General features: G+C 55.3%; 19 protein-coding genes. 11 read left to right on the forward strand and 8 right to left on the reverse strand.

What is annotated here, in order from left to right; all coding sequences use genetic code 11:
* Window positions 1-233 precede the first annotated feature (233 nt).
* Entirely contained in the window at window positions 234-1,133 is a 900-nt protein-coding gene (locus tag ACQE32_RS04635; RefSeq protein ID WP_085071626.1) for a LysR family transcriptional regulator, read from the forward strand.
* On the opposite strand, the gene ACQE32_RS04640 is transcribed toward ACQE32_RS04635, so the two are convergent.
* From ACQE32_RS04640 to sapA, 7 genes are all read right to left on the reverse strand, one after another.
* On the reverse strand, window positions 1,130-2,266 hold the full coding sequence (locus ACQE32_RS04640; protein WP_427021402.1) for a CMD domain-containing protein: 1,137 nt from the start codon (window positions 2,264-2,266) through the stop codon (window positions 1,130-1,132). The genes ACQE32_RS04635 and ACQE32_RS04640 overlap by 4 nt on opposite strands.
* Before the next feature lie 199 nt (window positions 2,267-2,465).
* On the reverse strand, window positions 2,466-3,254 hold the full coding sequence (gene fabI, locus ACQE32_RS04645; protein WP_085071628.1) for an enoyl-ACP reductase FabI: 789 nt from the start codon (window positions 3,252-3,254) through the stop codon (window positions 2,466-2,468).
* A gap of 158 nt (window positions 3,255-3,412) precedes the next feature.
* The gene (gene sapF, locus ACQE32_RS04650) at window positions 3,413-4,225 is read right to left on the reverse strand and encodes a putrescine export ABC transporter ATP-binding protein SapF (protein ID WP_426972467.1); all 813 of its coding nucleotides are present in this window, start codon (window positions 4,223-4,225) and stop codon (window positions 3,413-3,415) included.
* Window positions 4,225-5,217 carry a putrescine export ABC transporter ATP-binding protein SapD gene (sapD, locus tag ACQE32_RS04655; RefSeq protein WP_426972468.1) on the reverse strand — a complete coding sequence of 331 codons (993 nt, stop codon included), beginning with the start codon at window positions 5,215-5,217 and terminating at the stop codon, window positions 4,225-4,227. The genes sapF and sapD overlap by 1 nt, the downstream gene beginning before the upstream one ends.
* Window positions 5,217-6,107, reverse strand: a complete 891-nt coding sequence (gene sapC, locus ACQE32_RS04660) for a putrescine export ABC transporter permease SapC (RefSeq protein ID WP_426972469.1) — start codon at window positions 6,105-6,107, stop codon at window positions 5,217-5,219. Before sapC ends, sapD begins: the two co-directional genes overlap by 1 nt.
* Window positions 6,097-7,059: a putrescine export ABC transporter permease SapB gene (sapB, locus tag ACQE32_RS04665; protein ID WP_426981743.1), complete on the reverse strand. Its 963-nt coding sequence runs from the start codon at window positions 7,057-7,059 to the stop codon at window positions 6,097-6,099. The genes sapC and sapB overlap by 11 nt, the downstream gene beginning before the upstream one ends.
* Entirely contained in the window at window positions 7,056-8,684 is a 1,629-nt protein-coding gene (sapA, locus tag ACQE32_RS04670; RefSeq protein ID WP_426972472.1) for an ABC transporter substrate-binding protein SapA, read from the reverse strand. The genes sapB and sapA overlap by 4 nt, the downstream gene beginning before the upstream one ends.
* A 384-nt stretch (window positions 8,685-9,068) precedes the next feature.
* Here sapA and uraH point away from each other — a divergent pair, with 384 nt between their 5' ends.
* The 3 genes from uraH (at window position 9,069) to ACQE32_RS04685 (ending at window position 10,812) form a co-directional block, all read left to right on the forward strand.
* Window positions 9,069-9,479: a hydroxyisourate hydrolase gene (uraH, locus tag ACQE32_RS04675; protein ID WP_250650032.1), complete on the forward strand. Its 411-nt coding sequence runs from the start codon at window positions 9,069-9,071 to the stop codon at window positions 9,477-9,479.
* Between the two features lie 302 nt (window positions 9,480-9,781).
* Window positions 9,782-10,645, forward strand: coding sequence for an acyltransferase family protein (locus ACQE32_RS04680; RefSeq protein ID WP_427021403.1), 864 nt, complete (start codon window positions 9,782-9,784; stop codon window positions 10,643-10,645).
* Window positions 10,646-10,686: 41 nt separating this feature from the next.
* Entirely contained in the window at window positions 10,687-10,812 is a 126-nt protein-coding gene (locus ACQE32_RS04685; protein ID WP_427021404.1) for a hypothetical protein, read from the forward strand.
* A gap of 12 nt (window positions 10,813-10,824) precedes the next feature.
* Here ACQE32_RS04685 and pspF read toward each other — a convergent pair whose 3' ends face one another.
* On the reverse strand, window positions 10,825-11,880 hold the full coding sequence (gene pspF / locus ACQE32_RS04690) for a phage shock protein operon transcriptional activator (protein ID WP_427021405.1): 1,056 nt from the start codon (window positions 11,878-11,880) through the stop codon (window positions 10,825-10,827).
* A 163-nt stretch (window positions 11,881-12,043) separates the two neighbouring features.
* Here pspF and pspA point away from each other — a divergent pair, with 163 nt between their 5' ends.
* The 7 genes from pspA to tyrR all read left to right on the forward strand — a co-directional run bounded on the left by pspA (window position 12,044) and on the right by tyrR (window position 18,062).
* The gene (pspA, locus tag ACQE32_RS04695) at window positions 12,044-12,709 is read left to right on the forward strand and encodes a phage shock protein PspA (RefSeq protein WP_427021406.1); all 666 of its coding nucleotides are present in this window, start codon (window positions 12,044-12,046) and stop codon (window positions 12,707-12,709) included.
* Window positions 12,710-12,797: 88 nt separating this feature from the next.
* Window positions 12,798-13,022 carry an envelope stress response membrane protein PspB gene (gene pspB / locus ACQE32_RS04700; RefSeq protein WP_250650028.1) on the forward strand — a complete coding sequence of 75 codons (225 nt, stop codon included), beginning with the start codon at window positions 12,798-12,800 and terminating at the stop codon, window positions 13,020-13,022.
* Window positions 13,019-13,381: an envelope stress response membrane protein PspC gene (pspC, locus tag ACQE32_RS04705; protein ID WP_250650027.1), complete on the forward strand. Its 363-nt coding sequence runs from the start codon at window positions 13,019-13,021 to the stop codon at window positions 13,379-13,381. Before pspB ends, pspC begins: the two co-directional genes overlap by 4 nt.
* Window positions 13,382-13,436: 55 nt before the next feature.
* Window positions 13,437-13,652: a phage shock protein PspD gene (gene pspD, locus ACQE32_RS04710; RefSeq protein WP_250650026.1), complete on the forward strand. Its 216-nt coding sequence runs from the start codon at window positions 13,437-13,439 to the stop codon at window positions 13,650-13,652.
* Window positions 13,653-13,784: 132 nt separating this feature from the next.
* Window positions 13,785-15,182, forward strand: a complete 1,398-nt coding sequence (locus ACQE32_RS04715; RefSeq protein ID WP_426981741.1) for a YcjX family protein — start codon at window positions 13,785-13,787, stop codon at window positions 15,180-15,182.
* Window positions 15,179-16,210 carry a TIGR01620 family protein gene (locus ACQE32_RS04720; protein WP_426972480.1) on the forward strand — a complete coding sequence of 344 codons (1,032 nt, stop codon included), beginning with the start codon at window positions 15,179-15,181 and terminating at the stop codon, window positions 16,208-16,210. Before ACQE32_RS04715 ends, ACQE32_RS04720 begins: the two co-directional genes overlap by 4 nt.
* A gap of 286 nt (window positions 16,211-16,496) precedes the next feature.
* Window positions 16,497-18,062 carry a transcriptional regulator TyrR gene (tyrR, locus tag ACQE32_RS04725; protein ID WP_426972481.1) on the forward strand — a complete coding sequence of 522 codons (1,566 nt, stop codon included), beginning with the start codon at window positions 16,497-16,499 and terminating at the stop codon, window positions 18,060-18,062.
* The last annotated feature ends 63 nt before the right edge of the window (window positions 18,063-18,125 follow it).

Raw genomic sequence — 18,125 nt, forward strand, 5'->3', positions numbered from 1 at the left:
TACCCATCCTCTTTTAGCACAAAGAGCGCTCTCCGCCTCGCGCTACGACACCTCTCTCAGAAGCGAATGGTTAGTATGCTAAGATAATCCCTCCATAAAGGCACCATCGTCACCTCTGCTCGAGTGATAACCCGTCAGTGAGGCATCGTAAAATTTAAATTAGTACACCTGTTAGTACATAACTTTCAAACGTCAAGATTTTACCAATCCTAACTCATTGAATTATAATAATTATGGATATAAAACAATTAATTTATCTTTGCAATCTGGAGCGTGAGCGCCATTTTGGGCGTGCGGCGGAGGCCAGCTTTGTTAGCCAGCCAACGCTGTCGATGCGGCTAAAAAACCTGGAGCGTGAGCTAGGCTTGTCGTTGATCAACCGCAGCAATAACTTCGATGGGTTTACCGCAGAAGGTGAAAGGGTACTGGCCTGGGCGCGGGAAATCGTGTCGGTTTATCAGGGGCTTAAACTCGAAGTAGAGTCGCTCAAGCATGGCGTAAATGGCACATTGCGCATCGGCGTGGTGCCTCAGTGCAGCGTATCGCTGCCGCTGCTGTTGAAAATGGTCAGCGATCGCTATCCGCAACTTGATTATCGCGTCGCGGTGCTCAGCGCCGATCAGCTGCTTGAGGCGCTGAACAGCCATACCGTGGATGTGGGTATCGGTTTTTTTGAGCTGGCAACGCTGCGTGAACTGCACTTCCAGGCGGAATCCTTAACGGATAACGGCGTAGAGCTGGTGTATCATCCGGCGCATTTTCCGCAGCTGGACAATTATCACAGTCTGCGCCTGGAAGATATTGCCGCGCTGCCGCTCTGCCTGGCAGAGCCTACGCGCTATTTCCGGCGCTACCTGGACGCCAGCTTTCGCGAGGCTGGCTTAACCCAACGCGTGATCCTGGAAAGCACCTCAATTTTTCAGCTGCTGCAGGGTGTGCAGGTGGGGTTAGGCTGCCTGATTTCACCGGTGGGACATTTGCTGCCTGATATGAATCCGGATCTGCATAGCCGTCCGCTGGCCATTGCGCCTATGGCGCGCCATGCTGCGGTGGTGGTTGCAGAGCCCGGGCGCGCCACACCGCTGGCGCAGCACTTTTTCGATGAAGTGCGGCGTATCCTGAGCGCAGGCTAATATCCGCCCAGCGCCTGCAGTAGCCGGTTATTCCAGTTTGCCAGCGCAACCCGCTGCATCAGACAAAACAGTTGCTGATGCGTGATTCCCTGGGCCAGCAGCGTCTGCAAATGCGCGGCGCTAAGGCGATCCGGCGCGCGCGTCAGCTGTGCGGCCAGCTGGATCACGGCATGAGGTAACGGCTCGCGGCGGCTGGCGGTCAGCGCATCATCAATCCCGCGTTGCAGTTCAGACAAAAAGCGCCCCTGATACCTTTCAAAGCATAAGGCACTGCCGTTAATACGTGCAGCAACCGCCTGCGCCAGCGCTTCTTCCTGCGTTGCCGAAGGCAGTGAGCTTTGCAGTCTGCTCCAGGCGTGCAGAGTACCGGCATCATGTGCCGCCAGCCAAACCATGTGGGTTAGTTCAGGCAATGCCTGGGCTGCCTCAATCGCCGCCAGCTGCTGCTCGCTGGCATAGCGCCGCTCCAGCGGCGGCAGGCGAAGACGGTATTCCTTTGGCGATGAAAAGTCGTGCCATGAGGCATCAATGCATTCATTCAGGCCGGGCAGCCAGCACACCGGCATGCCGAGTAGCGCCTGTAATCCTGCTACTACGCGTGCCTGATAGCTGACAAACCCCACAGTCTGGCTCAGGCTGATAATATCCGGCGTGCTTAAACCAACATCATCCAGCCGTTGTAGCGCAGCGGTGTCGATAACTGCCGGCTGGCTGGCCAGCTGGCGCGCATACTGTGTCAGCTGGGTCAGACGATTGTTGCTTTCCCGTGAAGAGTCGGGACCGGGCAGCGGATTGAGTCGCGCCGCATAATGATTGCACAAGCGCTGAATGCCGGTAACCTGGGCTGCGGTCAACGCAATCGCCAGTCGGTCGTACAGTGTGAGCGTATGCGTGAGCGTCGGCGTGAGGTCGTCCGGAAACAGCTGGTGGCTGAGCGCCTGTCCCGCTTGCAGCACCGGACGAAAAGTATGAAAGAGCGGCGTCAGGATCGATGCATGTTGCTGGAGTCCCAGCAGGAAACGATCCTCAATATCTGCGGCTTCAGGATAAAGCGGGGGCGTCTGCTCAGCGCGCGCGCTGGCCTGCGTTTCATGATACCAGTGGCTGTTGCCGGAATAACGGCGTGGTTCCATGATCATTCCTTTCACAAGTTAGCCAACCCGGCGGCATAAAATACTGTAAAACCGGGTCGGAACGGCATGGCTATCCTGCAACAAGGGCTGCGCAGCGGCAAAGAATGTTCGGTGATAACAAATAGCGGAAAGCTATAAGGTTAATCAGAAAGGAAGTACGAAAAGAGAAGGGCGAGACAGACGCCTCGCCCGAAGATACTTATTTCAGTTCCAGCTCGTTCATGGCAGCGATGCTGAAGCCGCCGTCAACGTGAACGATTTCACCGGTGATGCCGCCCGCCAGATCGGAGCAAAGGAAGGCTGCAGAATTACCCACATCTTCAATGGTCACGGTACGGCGAATCGGCGTAACCGCTTCGCAGTGAGCCAGCATTTTACGGAAATCTTTAATGCCGGACGCGGCCAGCGTACGAATCGGACCCGCAGAAACGGCATTAACGCGCACGCCTTCCGGCCCCATAGCGTTGGCCATGTAGCGTACGTTTGCTTCCAGAGAAGCTTTCGCCAGACCCATAACGTTATAGTTCGGGATAGCGCGCTCTGCGCCCAGGTAAGAAAGCGTCAGCAAAGCTGAGTTTGGGTTCAGCATCGCACGGCACTCTTTCGCCATCGCAACAAAGCTGTAAGCGCTGATGTCGTGTGCAATTTTGAAACCTTCACGGGTAACGGCGTTCACATAGTCGCCATCCAGCTGATCGCCCGGGGCGAAGCCGATAGAGTGAACGAAACCGTCAAATTTAGGCCAGGTTTTTGCCAGTTCAGTAAACAGCGCTGTGATGCTCTCATCTTCAGCAACGTCACAGGGCAGAACGATTTCGGAGCCGAGATCTTTAGCGAACTCTTCAACACGGCCTTTCAGTTTATCGTTCTGATAGGTGAAAGCCAGTTCTGCGCCCTGCTTGTGCATCGCCTGTGCAATACCGTAGGCGATGGAGAGTTTACTGGCAACGCCAGTAATCAGAATGCGCTTACCGGAAAGAAAACCCATAGCTGTAATCCTTATGGTCATTGTTGTTGGCGGCTGCTTAGCTCAAAAAATGCGCAACCGCGTTGATCGACCCGGCGATTCTAGCACGAGTCTGTGGATAGCGTTAATCCGACCTGTCAGTTGGCGAAAAGCACCGCAGCTGACAGGGATAGCAGTGCCTAAACGGGCGGATCGCGCCGCCATGCATCTGCCGTCAGCGCCTCGCCAAAGTGGCTGGCGATCATACGACGTGTTAAATCATGTAGCGGCGCGGCCAGCACGTCAGCGGTGCCGCCGCGCTCGACCACTTCACCCTGATGCATCACCAGCACCTGATCGCTGATATGTTTCATCATGCCGATATGCTGGGTAACGAAAATATAAGAAAGCCCATGTTTTTCCTGCAGCTCCAGCAGCAGGTTAACCAGCTGTGAGCGCATCGACATATCCAGCGAAGCCATCGCCTCATCAGCGATAATCACTTTGGGTTGCAGGATCAGCGCGCGCGCCAGGCCGACGCGCTGTTTTTGCCCCGGCGCCAGCATATGCGGGTAGTAGGCGGCGTGATCGGGCAGCAGACCTACCTGACGCAGCGTAAGGTTGATGCGCTTTTCCCGGGCGGAGAGATCAAGATCGCTGTTCAGACGCAGCGGAAAATCAAGAATATGACCGATGCGCTGGCGGGGATTAAGGGCGGTAGAGGGATCCTGAAATATCATGCGGATCAGTCGACTGCGAAAACCATAATCGCCGTAGCGCAGTGGATGATCGTTGATGACCATCTCTCCGGCGCTGGGCTCGACCATGCCGCTCAGCATTTTTGCCAGCGTCGATTTTCCCGAGCCGTTTTCACCAATAATCGCCAGCGTCTGCCGTTCGCGCAGGGTAAAGCTGACATCTTTCACTGCCTCAACGTGCTGACGACGAAACAGGCCGGTGCGATAGCGGTAGGTTTTGCTGAGGTTTCGCACTTCCAGCAGCGTTTCAACCATCAGGGTTTCTCCATATTCAGCGGAAAGTGGCAGGCGAACAGATGGTTTTTTGCTCCTGCCAGGCGCGGCGTTTCGATACATTTTTTCTGTGCGTAGGGGCAGCGCGGGCCAAGTCGGCAGCCAATGGGCAAATGCTCCAGCGATGGAATCGCCCCCGGCAGGGTATTCAGTCGGCTTTTATGCGGCAGCGCGCTGCCAAAGTCGGGCATCGCGCGGATCAGCGCCTGCGTATAGGGATGATGCGGCGTGGCGATCAGATCCTGGCTGGCGGCGGTTTCTACCGTTTGACCGCAGTAAAGAACATTAATCCGGTTCGCCCACTGGCTCATGGTGCGCAAATCGTGACTGATCAGCAAAATGGTGGTGTTGTTGTTCTGGTTAAGGCGGCTGAGCAAACGGAAAATTTGCGCCTGGGTGGTGGGTTCCATAGCGTTGGTCGGCTCGTCGGCGATCAGCAACCGCGGCTGGTTTGCCAGCGCAATGGCGATCATCACCTTCTGGCATTCCCCTTCGGTTATCTCATAGGGATAGCTGCGCATGATATCTTTATGATCTTTGATGCCGACGCGATGCAGCAGCTCAATCGCGCGCGCGTGACGCCAGCGAAAGCGCTGATACCAGCGGCCTTTCCAGGTCCAGCCGGGGATCGCCTGCATCAGCTGGCGGCCCACGCGGGCAGAGGGATCAAGGCAGGACTGAGGCTCCTGAAAAATCATCGAGACGTTATGACCGACAATGCGGCGACGCTCGCGCGGCGACAGGCGCAGCAGGTCGATATCATCAAAGCGCATGCGGTCGGCGCTGATGCGCCAGTTATCTTTGGTCACGCCGCAAATGGCTTTCGCAATCAGGCTTTTTCCGGAGCCCGATTCCCCCACCAGTCCACGTATCTCCCCTTCGTTCAGGGTTAAATTAACGCGATCGACCGCTTTGACCGGCCCGTCGGCAGTCATAAACTCAATGGTCAGGTTACGGATATCAAGTAACGGCATTATTCCACTCCCGCCACAATGGCGCGGCGAATCCCGTCGCCCAACAGATTGATGATCAATACGCTCAGCATAATCGCGGCGCCAGGCAGCATGACTGTCCAGGGCGCAACGTAGATCAGCTCCAGCGCGTCACCCAGCATTGAGCCCCATTCCGGCGAAGGCAGTTGCGCGCCGAGATCGAGAAAGCCGAGCGCCGCAATATCCAGAATAGCCATAGAGAGCGCGCGGGTGAGCTCACTCACCAGCAACGGCAGAATATTGGGCAGAATGGCATGCCAGAGAATATTCTTGTTGCTGGCCCCGTCCAGACGCGCAGCCACGATATAATCTTTTTCCAGCTCATCATGTACGGCGGTATAAATTGCCCGCACCAGTCGCGGCAACAGCGCCAGCCAGACCGCCAGCATCACATGTCCCAGCCCCGGCCCGATAAAGGCAACCACAACAATTGCCAGCAGCAGGGAAGGGATCGACAGCAGGGTATCCAGAATGTGATTCATCACCGCCGAACGCAACCCGTGTGTTATTCCTGCCAGCACGCCCAGCACCACCGCACAGAGCGCCGCCGCCAGCGTTACCAGCAGCGCTGAGCCAACGGTCGGCGCTGCACCGCTCAGCAGACGGCTCAGCACATCGCGGCCTAAATCATCGGTGCCGAGGAAAAACGAGACATCGCCATAGCGTGACCAGGAGGGCGGCAGCAGCTGATAGCCAAGAAACTGTTGAGCAAGGCCATACGGCGCCAGCCAGCCGCCAAACAGGCAAAGCAGCAGCAGGGCGATAAAGCCGTAAAACCCCACCATCGCGCTGGTATCGTGGTAGAAAAGCCGCCACGTATAGCGAAACGGGCTGGGAGGGCGTTTCTCGGCGTAAATATTATCAACGGGCATACCATTCCTTATGCTTCAGCGGGGTCGTCATCGCGCCCAGGATATCAGATAACACATTCACCAGAATCACCAGGCTGCCAACCACCATTACGCCAGCAGAAATAGCGGCATAATCCTGCTGACGAATCGCATTAATCAGCCAGCGGCCAAGGCCAGGCCAGCTGAAAACCATTTCGGTGATCATGGCCAGCGTCAGCATGGTGGCAAACTGTAACCCCAGACGTGGGATCACCGGCGGCAGCGCATTATGCAGCACATGACGCCGGATAACCGTAAAGCGTGACAGCCCACGGGTGGACGCCGCTTTAATATAGTTGGCGTCAATAACCTCGCTGGTGCTGTTGCGCAGCAGGCGGATGACTTCTGTAGTAGGGGCAATTGCCAGCGTGGTAACCGGCAGCACCATATGCAGGGCCACGTTGGTCAGCATTTCATGACGCCACGGCGAGTCGCTGATAAAAGCATCAACCAGGGCAAAGCCAGTGACCGTTTTCATTTGATACAGCAGATCGATACGGCCGCTCACCGGCAGCCAGCCGAGGTTCAATGAGAAAAACAGCGTCAGCAGCAGCGCCAGCCAAAATACCGGCATGGAAAAACCGAGCAGGGAAAACGCGCCTATCACCCGATCCTGCCATTTATTGCGCATCACGCCAGCAATAATGCCCAGCGGGATACCCAGCAGCAGCGCCACGCTAAAAGCGAGCAGACAGAGCTCCAGCGTAGCGGGAAAGACCTCACGCAGCTGTAGATTGATCGCCTGTCCGTTAATGCTGGATACGCCAAAATCGAGCTGCAACACGCCGGTAAACCAGAACCACCAGGCGTCCAGCAGAGAAGCGCCCTGTAGTGGCGCGTGCGGCGTAAAATAGCTCAGGCTGAAGGCCACCAGCGTCAGCATAAACAGCGTCACCACCAGCAGCACCAGGCGGCGCAGCGTATAGATAATCACGGTTTCGACTCCTCGCCATTATCGCGGTGGACGCCCGCAAAAGAAGCATTGCCAAACGGGCTTAGCACCAGTCCCTGTATATTGTGTCGGTAGGCTTGCAGGCGTAAAGAAGAGGCAAGCGGTAACACCGGTAGCTCGCGCGCCAGCACCTGCTGAGCCCGATCGTAATGCTCAATGCGCGACGCCAGCTGTTGCGAGAGCAGCGCCTGCTGCAGTTCGCCATCAAATTCAGTATTGCACCAGTGGGCATAGTTCGTCTGAGAATTAATTGCCGCGCAGCTGAGCAGCGGACGGAAAAAGCTGTCCGGGTCGTTACTGTCGGTCGCCCAGCCGGTCAGGGTTAAATCGTGATTCATTTGCATCAGACGCGCTTCCTGAAAACGCCCCTCGACCGCCACAATGGTTACGCTTACCCCAATCTGCGCCAGGTCGGCCTGAAGCAGCTCAGCGGTTTTCAGCGGGCTGGGATTCCAGGACTGCGAAGCGGAAGGCACCCACAGCGTCAATTCCAGGTTTTCCAGCCCCATTTTTTTCAATAACTCGCGCGCTTTATCAGGATTATATTCCGTGATGCGTGCTTCGCTATCATAGGCCCACGAGGCTCGGGGCAGCACGGAAGCCGCCGTTTCCGCCGTACCGTAATAGATCGATTCCATCAAACGTTCGTTATTGATCGCCAGCGCCAACGCATGACGTACTTCAACGCGATCCAGCGGCGGTTTACGGGTATTAAACGCCAGATAGGCGATATTCATGCCTGGCCGCAACGTCAGTCGCAGACGCGGATCGTCACGCAAAATGGTGAGCTGGCTGGCGGCAGGATAGGCCAGCACGTCGCATTCGCCGGTAAGCAGTTTCGACAGCCTGCCGGTGCCGCCTGCGCCCATATCAATCACCACCTGCGGCATACGCGGCAGGCCTTTCCAGTAATGCGGGTTACGCTCCAGGCGCACATACTGCCCGGCACGGTATTCATTCAGCATAAAGGGGCCGGTGCCGACCGGCTGGCGATCCATCTCTTCCTGGCGATCGCGCGCCGCCAACTGCTGAGCATATTCTGCCGATAATACCGGCGCGTAGTGGGTAGCCAGATGCCACAGAAAAGAGGCGTCCGGGCTTTTCAGGCGGATCTCTACCGTATCCTTGTCGATTTTTTTAACGCTTTTCACCGCATCAGCATATTGCAAACTATCGAAGTAGGGGTAGTCGCCGCCGTTAATGTTATGCCAGGGATGATGACGATCGAAAATGCGTGCAAAACTGAACACCACATCATCAGCATTCATGGTGCGGCCAGGGGTAAACCAGGCGGTTTTTTGAAAGGAGACATGGCGACGTAAATGAAAGCGGTAGGTGGCACCGTTATCCAGGGTTTCCCAGCGCTCTGCCAGTTCAGGGATCAGACGATAGGTGTAGGGATCGACATCCAGCAGGCGGTCATAAAGCTGCGCAGAAAGCGTATCCACCACCAGCCCGCTGCTGGCCAGCTGTGGATTAAAGGTATTCATGATGCCATTAACGCAGTAGACGAAACCGCTGTTACGAATATCTTCCGGCGTCGCGGCGTGGCTGGCCGCGCTCAGCAGCATTAGCCCTGACAACAGCCTGGATAGTAATTTCAACATAGGAAGTTAACATTCAATGGGTGACATGCTGAGTGTATCGCACTCTGCAAGTTGTCCCAAAGTTTGCGGGGACGGCCGCTGTTTTTTCCGCCATTCTGCACAAGACGCCGCAAAGTAAGCCCAGAATCTGTGTGGTAATGAGAAAAATTCTCAACAAATGGCTTTACAAATGATATTGAGAATGATTACTATTCATCTGTGCTTCAGCGGTGGCTCTACCGGGGAAGTGCACGACATTGCTCACATTGCTTCCAGTATTACTTGCCCGCCAGTGCGGGCTTTTTTTTGCCTCTCTTCCAGGAAATTTCTGATCTGAACCCTTTTTTCCGCTCTTCCTGACCACAGCGTGTAGGCTCAGCGGTGAAAACTACCAAGGAGCAACAAATGAAAATTAAATCAGTTTTACTGCTGGCAGGGCTGGGTATGATGGGCAACGCGCTGGCTGACGCGCCGCGTAACCCGATTAGCGTTCATGTGCTGAATACCCAGACCGGGAAACCTTCCTCCGGAGTAAAAGTAGATCTGGAGCAGCAGCAGAGCGGTAAATGGGTCACGCTGGCCAGTAAAACCACCGATACCGATGGCCGCATCGCCGCTTTTTATCCGGAAGGTAAAAATTTTAGCGCCGGAGAGTATCGCGTAACTTTTCACACCGGCGACTATTTCCAGCAGCAGCATCAGGCGACCTTTTTCCCGGAGGTGCCGGTGAATTTTCAGGTCACCAATACGCAGGAGCATTACCACATTCCACTGCTGCTGAGCCAGTACGGTTTTTCCACCTATCGCGGCAGCTGACACGCCACTGTCTTAGCGCCACTCGCGGTGGCGCTGATGCGCGTAACCCTCGATCCGCTGATATTTCCCGTCAGAAAAATTCCTAAAAATCCTTACATCAAAACATGTTCTGCTTTACTAACAGCACAGTAAGGCTATTTCCTAATAGACTGTTTCTGTTGATAATCATCAAAATAGATAAATTCTTTTAATTTATGTTGGCACGTAAGGGCAGCGTCGCTATTGGCGAGCTGACAAGACATCGTCGCGTCAGCGCTCTGAGACGAGGCTGCCCAGGGATAGTGGATTACGTGGGATAAATTATGATTATTTCGGTACAAATATTACGGGCGCTGGCGGCGCTGATGGTGGTCATGCAGCATATCGCTGACAAGGCGGAACAGTATCATAGCGGTGCGCTTAGTGATTACCATATTGGCTATTTTGGTGTTGATCTCTTTTTTATCATTTCCGGCTACATCATGTGTCACGCCACAAGCCAGAAGAGGCTGAGCGTCAGGCGCTTTATCGCCAATCGTATTAAAAGAATCATTCCTCTTTACTGGATCGTTACCGCCGCTGCGCTGATGGTATATCTCGTTGCACCTTCAATGGTTAACAGCTCTGGCGGCGAAACCAGCATTTTTTCTTCCTGGACGCTGATACCAACAGGGAAAAAATTGTTAGTACAGAACGGCTGGACGCTTAGCTATGAATTTCTGTTTTACCTGATTTTTGCAGGCTTTTTGGTGGTTTTTTCGTTGAAAAAACAGATTATTTTCTCTTCCATCGTGCTGATGGCAATGGTGCTGGTGGGACTCTATTTCCAGCCGCAGCAGCCAACGCTGAAGTTCCTTACAGATAAACTTTTCGCAGAATTTATTTTAGGCATGCTGGCATATATATTTTTACAGCGTGTGCCACTGTCATCAGTAACTTCTTTTTTGTTGCTGGCCGCGGGCATGGCGTTGTTGCTTCTGCAAAATCACTACGGGCTCTATGCCTCTGCGGCTGGCAGGGTATTAAGCGGTGGCGTGCCGATGCTGCTACTTTTTACCGGCATCGTGGGACTTGAACCCGTAATAAGCAAAATCGCCTTTCCTGGCAAGAAAAGCGCGATATTGTTGGGGAATGCATCCTATTCACTCTATCTGATCCATCCTTTACGCTTTCTCCGTCTGCGCTGATCCTGCACAAACTTCAGCTGGTGCAAAACCAGACGCTGTTTGTGTCGCTGCTGCTTTTCGTCGCCGTTCTGGCTGGCATTGCGGCGTGGCTTTTTATCGAGCAGCCTGTAAACGCCTTTTTTAAACAGAAAAACATGACCGCAGCGGCGAGTCCACTTACTGGCTAAGGCAGGTGGCGATCATGCCGGGCGCGGCGACATTTCATGTTTTTTCACCATAGCGCGCCACTGATGATAGGTAACGCCTAACAGCTCTGCCGCCCGGCGCTGGTTAAATTTGGCCTGCTGCAAACTTTTCTCCATCAGCGCAAGCTCCTGCTGTAGCTGCCACTGTCTGAGATTGAGCGGAAGCGCAGGGAGATCCTCTGCGCTCTGTGGGGCAGAAAGCGGCTGCGAAGCGCGCTCCGCCGTGGGCTGATAAGCAACAGGGGCAGGTTCATCAGCCTGTGCCTGAACAGGCTGGCGCGGCGCAAAGGGGTTAATGATAATCTCATCCAGCTCTTCATCTATGGAGGCGTGACGATAGACAGAGCGTTCAACCACGTTTTTTAACTCACGAATGTTGCCTGGCCAGTGGTAATCAAGCAGCGTTTGCTGCGCGCGATGGGAAAATCCAGGAAACAGCGGCAGCCCCAGTTCACGACACATCTGAATGGCAAAGTGACTGGCCAGCAGCAGGATATCGCTGCGTCGCTGGCGCAGCGCCGGCAGCTGTACCACATCAAACGCCAGCCGATCCAGCAGATCGGCGCGAAACTGGCCCTGTTGCGCCAGCTCCGGCAGGTTAGCGTGCGTTGCGCACACCAGCCGCACATTCACCTGCAGCGACTGATTGCCGCCGACGCGCTCCAGCTGGCCATACTCAATCACCCGCAGCAGCTTTTCCTGCACCAGCATTGGCGCCGTTGCCAGCTCATCCAGAAACAGGGTGCCGCCATCGGCGCGCTCAAAACGCCCTAAATGGCGCTGCCGCGCGCCGGTAAAGGCGCCCGCTTCATGGCCGAACAGTTCAGAATCGAGCAGGTTCTCATTCAGCGCGGCGCAGTTAAGCGAAATAAACGGGCCCTGCCAGCGCTCGGAAAGATAATGCAGGCGGCTGGCAATCAGCTCTTTACCGGTGCCGCGTTCGCCAATCACCAGCACCGGTTTATTAAGCGGAGCCAGGCGCGAAACCTGTTCCAGCATCTCCAGAAAGTTATTGGCTTCGCCCAGCAGGTTTTCGTTCGTTTCGCTCATGGTTAATTTCACCGAAAGTTGGTTTTATTCACAACTATAAAAACTATCTCTGCCTGGGTCAAAATTAAAAATTATTACATATCAAAGCATTAAAAGTTGGCACGGAACTTGATAAAGAGAACAGGTAAGCGTCATTAAGCGCTAAAAACTGGAGGAGTAAATTATGGGTATTTTTTCTCGTTTCGCCGACATCGTAAACGCCAACATCAACACGCTGCTGGATAAAGCGGAAGATCCACAAAAAATGGTGCGCCTGATGATTCAGGAGATGGAAGACACGCTGGTTGAGGTTCGTTCCACTTCTGCACGCGGCCTGGCTGAACGTAAACAGCTGCTGCGTCGTATTGAACAGGCGCAAATTCAGCAGAACGAATGGCAGGAAAAAGCAGAGCTGGCGCTGCGCAGAGACAAAGACGATTTAGCACGTTCCGCGCTGATTGAAAAGCAGAAGCTTACCGATTTAGTGGCCTTGCTGCAGCAGGAAGTGACTCAGATTGATGAAACGCTGGCGCGAATGAAAGGCGAAGTTGCTGAGCTGGAGAAAAAGCTGAGTGAAACCCGCGCACGCCAGCAGGCGCTGACGCTGCGTCATCAGGCGGCTTCTTCCTCACGCGATGTTCGTCGTCAGCTGGACAGCGGCAAACTGGATGATGCCATGGCGCGCTTTGAATCCTTTGAGCGTCGTATCGATCATATGGAAGCGGAAGCGGAAAGCCATCGCTTTGGCAAAAGCAAAACCCTGGATCAGGAATTTGCCGAGCTGAAAGCGGACGACGCCATCGGAGAACAGCTGGCGGCGCTGAAGGCAAAAATGAACCGCAGCGAATAAGGGTGGGCGGTCCGCCCTGTAAAGTGCAGGGCGTTGTTGACTGTTTTAGCCGTTTTGCCCTCCGGGGCGACACCATCAAGGAGAGAGAATGAGCTCACTATTTCTTGCCATACCACTGACTATTTTTGTGCTGTTTGTTGCACCGGTCTGGCTGTGGCTGCATTACAGCAATCGTCAGAACGGTGCCAGCCTCTCATCAGGCGATATGCAGCGTCTGCAACAGCTGACGCAGGATGCGCGTCGCATGCGTGAACGCATTCAAACGCTGGAGGAGATCCTCGACGCAGAACATCCGGAGTGGAGACAGCCATGAATAAAAGCCGATTCAGTGGAAAAAAACTGTGGCGTATCCCGCAGCAGGGCAAGGTCAAAGGCGTTTGCGCCGGGATCGCCCACTATCTGGATATCCCGGTTACCCTCGTCAGGGTAATTGTGGTGCTGTCGATGGTGTTTGGGCTGTTTATGTTTACGCTGATCGCTTATGTGGTTCTCAGCTACGTGCTGGAGCCGATGCCGGCGCATGCTGAACAGCAGACGGCGCCGCTGCGGGCCGATGAGCTGCTGGACGCGTTAAGCGATGAAATGGCGCAAAATGAACATAAGCTGCGCCAGCTTGAACGTTACGTCACATCAGAGACGTTTAGCGTACGCAGCCGTTTTCGTCAGCTTTAATTCCGGGCTGCGTCGGCCACTGTCCGACCAGCCTGTTATCAATATAAGGAGAGGTATGTCGAATTTTCGTCAGCGCGCAATACGCGCCACGCCTGTGCTGAAACGTGCGGGCAAACAGCTTCTGATTCATGGTCTGATGCTGGCTCCGGTCGGCATCAGCGGCTGGGCGGTAAAAGCCGTAGCGCGCAGACCGCTACGTTTGCTGATCGCCTTTGCGCTTGAGCCGCTGCTGAAAAAAGTCGCTAACCGTCTTGCCTCTCGCCTGCGCTGATCCAGCGCGCGCTGGATGACCAGCGCATCTCACATTATCCGTTCTTTTTAGTAATGCATTACACTGATGGTCAACCCGCCGGGATGCCTGACGCTGTCCCGGCTTATTTTTGATGCAGCAGGGATGAGCCCGATGAAACGAATTCAAAATGAACTGGCGGCATGGGTAAATCGCGGCGTGGATCGGCATTTACGACTGGCGGTAACTGGTTTGAGCCGCAGCGGGAAAACGGCGTTTATTACGTCGCTGGTTAATCAGTTGCTGAATACGCATGGCGGCGCACGGCTGCCGTTATTTTCCGTGGTGCGCGAAGATCGCCTGCTGGGTGTGAAACGCGTGCCGCAGCGCGATATGGGCATTCAGCGTTTTACCTACGATGAAGGGCTGGCCCAGCTCTACGGCAGCCCACCTGCCTGGCCGACGCCGACGCGCGGCGTCAGTGAGATGCAGCTGGCGCTGCGCTTCCGATCGCAGGATTCTCTGCTGCGACACTTCAAACAAACCGCCACCCTCTATCTGGAAATCGTTGACTATCCCGGCGAATGGCTGCTCGATCTGCCCATGCTGGCGCAGGACTATTTAAGCTGGTCACGTCAGATGAACGGTTTATTGCAGGGCGATCGGGCGGAGTGGGCTGCAGAGTGGAAACGGCTGTGCGCTAATCTCGATCCGCTGGCCCCGGCGGATGAAAATCAACTGGCGGCTATTGCTGCTGCCTGGACCGCTTATCTGCTGCGCTGCAAGCAAGAGGGACTGCATTTTATTCAGCCGGGCCGTTTTGTCCTGCCGGGAGAGATGGCTGGCGCGCCTGCGCTGCAGTTTTTCCCGTGGCCGCAGCTGAACGATATCGATGAGGCGCGGCTTGCGCAGGCGGGTAAAGGCAGCAACCTTGCCATGCTGCGTGCCCGTTATGATTATTACTGTCAGCATGTGGTAAAGGGCTTCTATAAGAATCACTTTCTGCGCTTTGATCGCCAGATCGTGCTGGTGGATTGCCTGCAGCCGCTAAACAGCGGGCCACAGGCGTTTAATGATATGCGGCTGGCGCTGACGCAGCTGATGCAAAGTTTTCACTATGGGCAACGCACGCTGTTTCGCCGCCTGTTTTCGCCGGTTATCGATAAGCTGCTGTTTGCGGCCACCAAAGCGGACCATATAACCGCCGACCAGCATGCGGGGCTGGTCTCACTGCTACAGCAACTGGTTCAGGACGCCTGGCAAAATGCGGCTTTCGAAGGCATTAATATGGACTGTATAGGTCTGGCTTCGGTGCAGGCGACGCAAAGCGGCATAGTGGATCATCAGGGCGAAAAAATTCCCGCGTTGCGCGGAGATCGTCTCAGCGACGGCGCACCGCTGACGGTATTTCCTGGCGAGGTGCCGTCACGTCTGCCAGAACACAGCTTCTGGCAGGAGCAGGGTTTTCATTTTGAACAGTTCCGGCCGCAGCCGCTCAATGTTGATCAACCGCTGCCGCATATCCGCATGGATGCTGCGCTGGAATTTTTACTGGGAGATAAGCTGCGATGAGTCAGCCACCGTTGAAATCGCGCATCGATTTTGCGCAACCGCTGGAAAGCGAAAAAGAAAGCGTTCTGAAACCTGCACAGCATTTTGACGCTGCGGAGAATTTACACTTTACCCTCCAGCAAGAGGCGGATCCGTTGCTGGAGGAGCAGAGCGGCGAGCAGGTGGTCGAGGCCGCGTTACGGCCAAAGCGTAGCATCTGGCGGCGCATCGCTATGGCTGGCGTCGGGCTGTTTGTCGCCAGCACGGTGGCCCAGAGCGTGCAGTGGATGCTGGATGCCTGGCAGAGTCAGGCCTGGTTTGCGCTGGGCGCGGGCGCGGCCGGTTTACTGATTATCCTGGCGGGCGTGGGCGCGCTGGTGACGGAATGGCGGCATCTTTATCAGCTACGCCAGCGCGCTGAAGAGCGCGAAGTGGGGCGCGAGCTGTTACACAGTCATGGAATGGGGCGCGGGCGCGCGTTCTGCGAAAAGCTGGCGCTGCAGGCCGGGCTGGATCAGGGGCATCCTGCGTTGCAGCGCTGGCAGGCGTCGCTGCATGAAACGCATAACGATCGCGAAGTGGTGGCGCTCTATGCTCAGCTGGTGCAGCCGGTTCTCGATCGCCAGGCGCGTGCTGAAATTGGTCGTAATGCCGCAGAAGCAACGCTAATGATTGCCGTGAGCCCGCTGGCGCTGGTGGATATGGCGTTTATCGCCTGGCGTAACCTACGTATGATCAACCGCATTGCAGCGGTTTACGGTATCCATCTTGGCTATTTCAGTCGTATTCGTTTGTTTCGTCTGGTGCTGCTGAATATCGCTTTTGCCGGTGCTTCTGAGCTGGTGCGCGAAGTAGGTATGGACTGGCTGTCGCAGGATCTGGCCGCCAGGCTATCTGCCCGCGCCGCGCAGGGGATTGGTGCCGGGCTGCTGACCGCCCGTCTGGGGATTAAGGCAATGGAGCTGTGCCGTCCACTGCCGTGGATCGACGACCGTCCCAAACTTGGCGATTTTCGCCGTGAGCTGCTTAATCAGTTTAAAAAGCCCTGATCCCGGGCGGAACGACAAAACGCAGAGCGCTTTGCCGCTGAGCCTTCAGCGGCATAAATAGAGATAAAAAGTACATTTTATATGGCACTGTTCTGCAGGATGTAGCAGATTTGTTATAAACCTCTAAAAAATGGTGTAAGCGCATGATTATCGCTAACACTTCCGCTACACTCCTTTTCGCCATCGCCGCACTCTGTCAACTTATCCTGACAGAGTGCTTCTGGCTCATCGCAAGTTGGCGTATTATTTCATAATTCGCTGTTACCAAACCCAATAAGGCCACCGAATGCGTTTGGAAGTCTTTTGTCAGGACCGAATTGGTCTCGCCCGTGAACTGCTCGATCTGCTGGTTGAACGCAGCATTGATTTACGGGGTATCGAAATTGCGCCGATTGGCCGCATTTATCTTAGTTTTTCCGCTATCGCCTTTGAGCAGTTCAGCCAGCTGATGGCGGAAATTCGCCGCATCCCGGGGGTGACGGACGTACGCACCATCTCCTATATGCCGTCTGAGCGTGAGCATCGGGCGCTGAGCGCGCTGCTGACCGCCATGCCGGAACCGGTATTTTCCATTGATATGAAAGGCAAAGTTGAGCTGGCAAACCCGGCAGCGCAAAGCCTGTTTGATATAGATGAACATAAAATACGCAATCACACGATTACCTCTCTGGTCACCGGTTTTAACTTTACCCGTTGGCTGGAAAGCGAACGGGTAGAGGCTCAGACGCAGCGCGTGGTGATCCAGGGGCGTGATTTTCTGCTGGAGGCTCGCCCGGTCTATACTGCCGAAGAAGAGGGCGCTACGCTGCCGGTTGGCGCGATGGTGATGCTGAAATCCACCGCGCGTATGGGACGCCAGTTGCAAACGCTTGCGGTCAACGATGATACTGAATTCCAGCATATTGTGGCGGTCAGCCCGAAAATGCGTCAGGTTATCGAGCAGGCGCGTAAGCTGGCGATGCTGGATGCGCCGCTGCTGATTGTCGGCGATACCGGAACCGGAAAAGATATGCTGGCACGCGCCTGCCATTTGCGCAGCGCGCGCGGTAAAAAGCCGTTTCTGGCGCTGAACTGCGCTTCGCTGCCGGATGACGTGGCGGAGAGTGAGCTGTTTGGCCATGCGCCAGGCGCTTACCCCAACGCGCTGGAGGGGAAAAAAGGCTTCTTTGAGCAGGCCAATGGCGGTTCGGTGCTGCTGGATGAAATTGGGGAAATGTCGCCGCGCATGCAGACAAAACTGCTGCGTTTCCTGAACGATGGCACTTTCCGTCGCGTCGGGGAAGAGCATGAGGTGCATGTAGACGTACGGGTGATCTGCGCCACACAGCGTAACCTCACCGAGCTGGTGCAGCGCGGCGAGTTTCGTGAAGATCTGTTCTATCGCCTGAACGTGCTGACGTTAAATCTGCCGCCGCTGCGCGACCGACCGCAGGATATTTTGCCGTTAACCGAACTGTTCGTGGCGCGCTTTGCCGATGAGCAGGGTGTCGCGCGTCCCCGTCTGTCACCGCAGCTAAACGCCTTTCTGGCGCGTTATAACTGGCCGGGCAACGTGCGTCAGCTGAAAAATGCGCTTTACCGCGCGCTGGCGCAGCTGGAAGGTTATGAACTGCGTCCGCAGGACATCATGCTGCCGGAGTTCACTGAACAGCTGGCGCTGGATGAACAAGCAATGGAAGGCTCGCTGGATGAGATCACCAGCCGCTTCGAACGCTCAGTGCTGACGCGCCTTTATCTCTCCTATCCCAGCACGCGCAAGTTGGCGAAACGGTTGGGCGTTTCCCATACCGCTATCGCTAATAAGCTGCGCGAATATGGGCTGAGTCAGAAAAAGGGCGAGCCTGAAAGCTAAGTGCGGTCTCCTCTGGTGGTTCACGGGCGCTTCAGGCGCCCGTTGATAATGCTTCCAGAGGAT

It is taken from the genome of Pantoea sp. FN0302 (genome assembly GCF_050113775.1).
Taxonomy (GTDB): domain Bacteria; phylum Pseudomonadota; class Gammaproteobacteria; order Enterobacterales; family Enterobacteriaceae; genus Mixta; species Mixta alhagi.

Excerpts from the sequence above, each read along its gene's own strand:
- ACQE32_RS04635 (WP_085071626.1), top strand. The coding sequence starts at position 234 with ATGGATATAAAACAATTAATTTATCTTTGCAATCTGGAGCGTGAGCGC.
- ACQE32_RS04640 (WP_427021402.1), bottom strand. The coding sequence starts at position 2,266 with ATGGAACCACGCCGTTATTCCGGCAACAGCCACTGGTATCATGAAACG.
- fabI (WP_085071628.1), bottom strand. The coding sequence starts at position 3,254 with ATGGGTTTTCTTTCCGGTAAGCGCATTCTGATTACTGGCGTTGCCAGT.
- sapF (WP_426972467.1), bottom strand. The coding sequence starts at position 4,225 with ATGGTTGAAACGCTGCTGGAAGTGCGAAACCTCAGCAAAACCTACCGC.
- sapD (WP_426972468.1), bottom strand. The coding sequence starts at position 5,217 with ATGCCGTTACTTGATATCCGTAACCTGACCATTGAGTTTATGACTGCC.
- sapC (WP_426972469.1), bottom strand. The coding sequence starts at position 6,107 with ATGCCCGTTGATAATATTTACGCCGAGAAACGCCCTCCCAGCCCGTTT.
- sapA (WP_426972472.1), bottom strand. The coding sequence starts at position 8,684 with ATGTTGAAATTACTATCCAGGCTGTTGTCAGGGCTAATGCTGCTGAGC.
- uraH (WP_250650032.1), top strand. The coding sequence starts at position 9,069 with ATGAAAATTAAATCAGTTTTACTGCTGGCAGGGCTGGGTATGATGGGC.
- ACQE32_RS04680 (WP_427021403.1), top strand. The coding sequence starts at position 9,782 with ATGATTATTTCGGTACAAATATTACGGGCGCTGGCGGCGCTGATGGTG.
- pspF (WP_427021405.1), bottom strand. The coding sequence starts at position 11,880 with ATGAGCGAAACGAACGAAAACCTGCTGGGCGAAGCCAATAACTTTCTG.
- pspA (WP_427021406.1), top strand. The coding sequence starts at position 12,044 with ATGGGTATTTTTTCTCGTTTCGCCGACATCGTAAACGCCAACATCAAC.
- pspB (WP_250650028.1), top strand. The coding sequence starts at position 12,798 with ATGAGCTCACTATTTCTTGCCATACCACTGACTATTTTTGTGCTGTTT.
- pspC (WP_250650027.1), top strand. The coding sequence starts at position 13,019 with ATGAATAAAAGCCGATTCAGTGGAAAAAAACTGTGGCGTATCCCGCAG.
- pspD (WP_250650026.1), top strand. The coding sequence starts at position 13,437 with ATGTCGAATTTTCGTCAGCGCGCAATACGCGCCACGCCTGTGCTGAAA.
- ACQE32_RS04715 (WP_426981741.1), top strand. The coding sequence starts at position 13,785 with ATGAAACGAATTCAAAATGAACTGGCGGCATGGGTAAATCGCGGCGTG.
- ACQE32_RS04720 (WP_426972480.1), top strand. The coding sequence starts at position 15,179 with ATGAGTCAGCCACCGTTGAAATCGCGCATCGATTTTGCGCAACCGCTG.
- tyrR (WP_426972481.1), top strand. The coding sequence starts at position 16,497 with ATGCGTTTGGAAGTCTTTTGTCAGGACCGAATTGGTCTCGCCCGTGAA.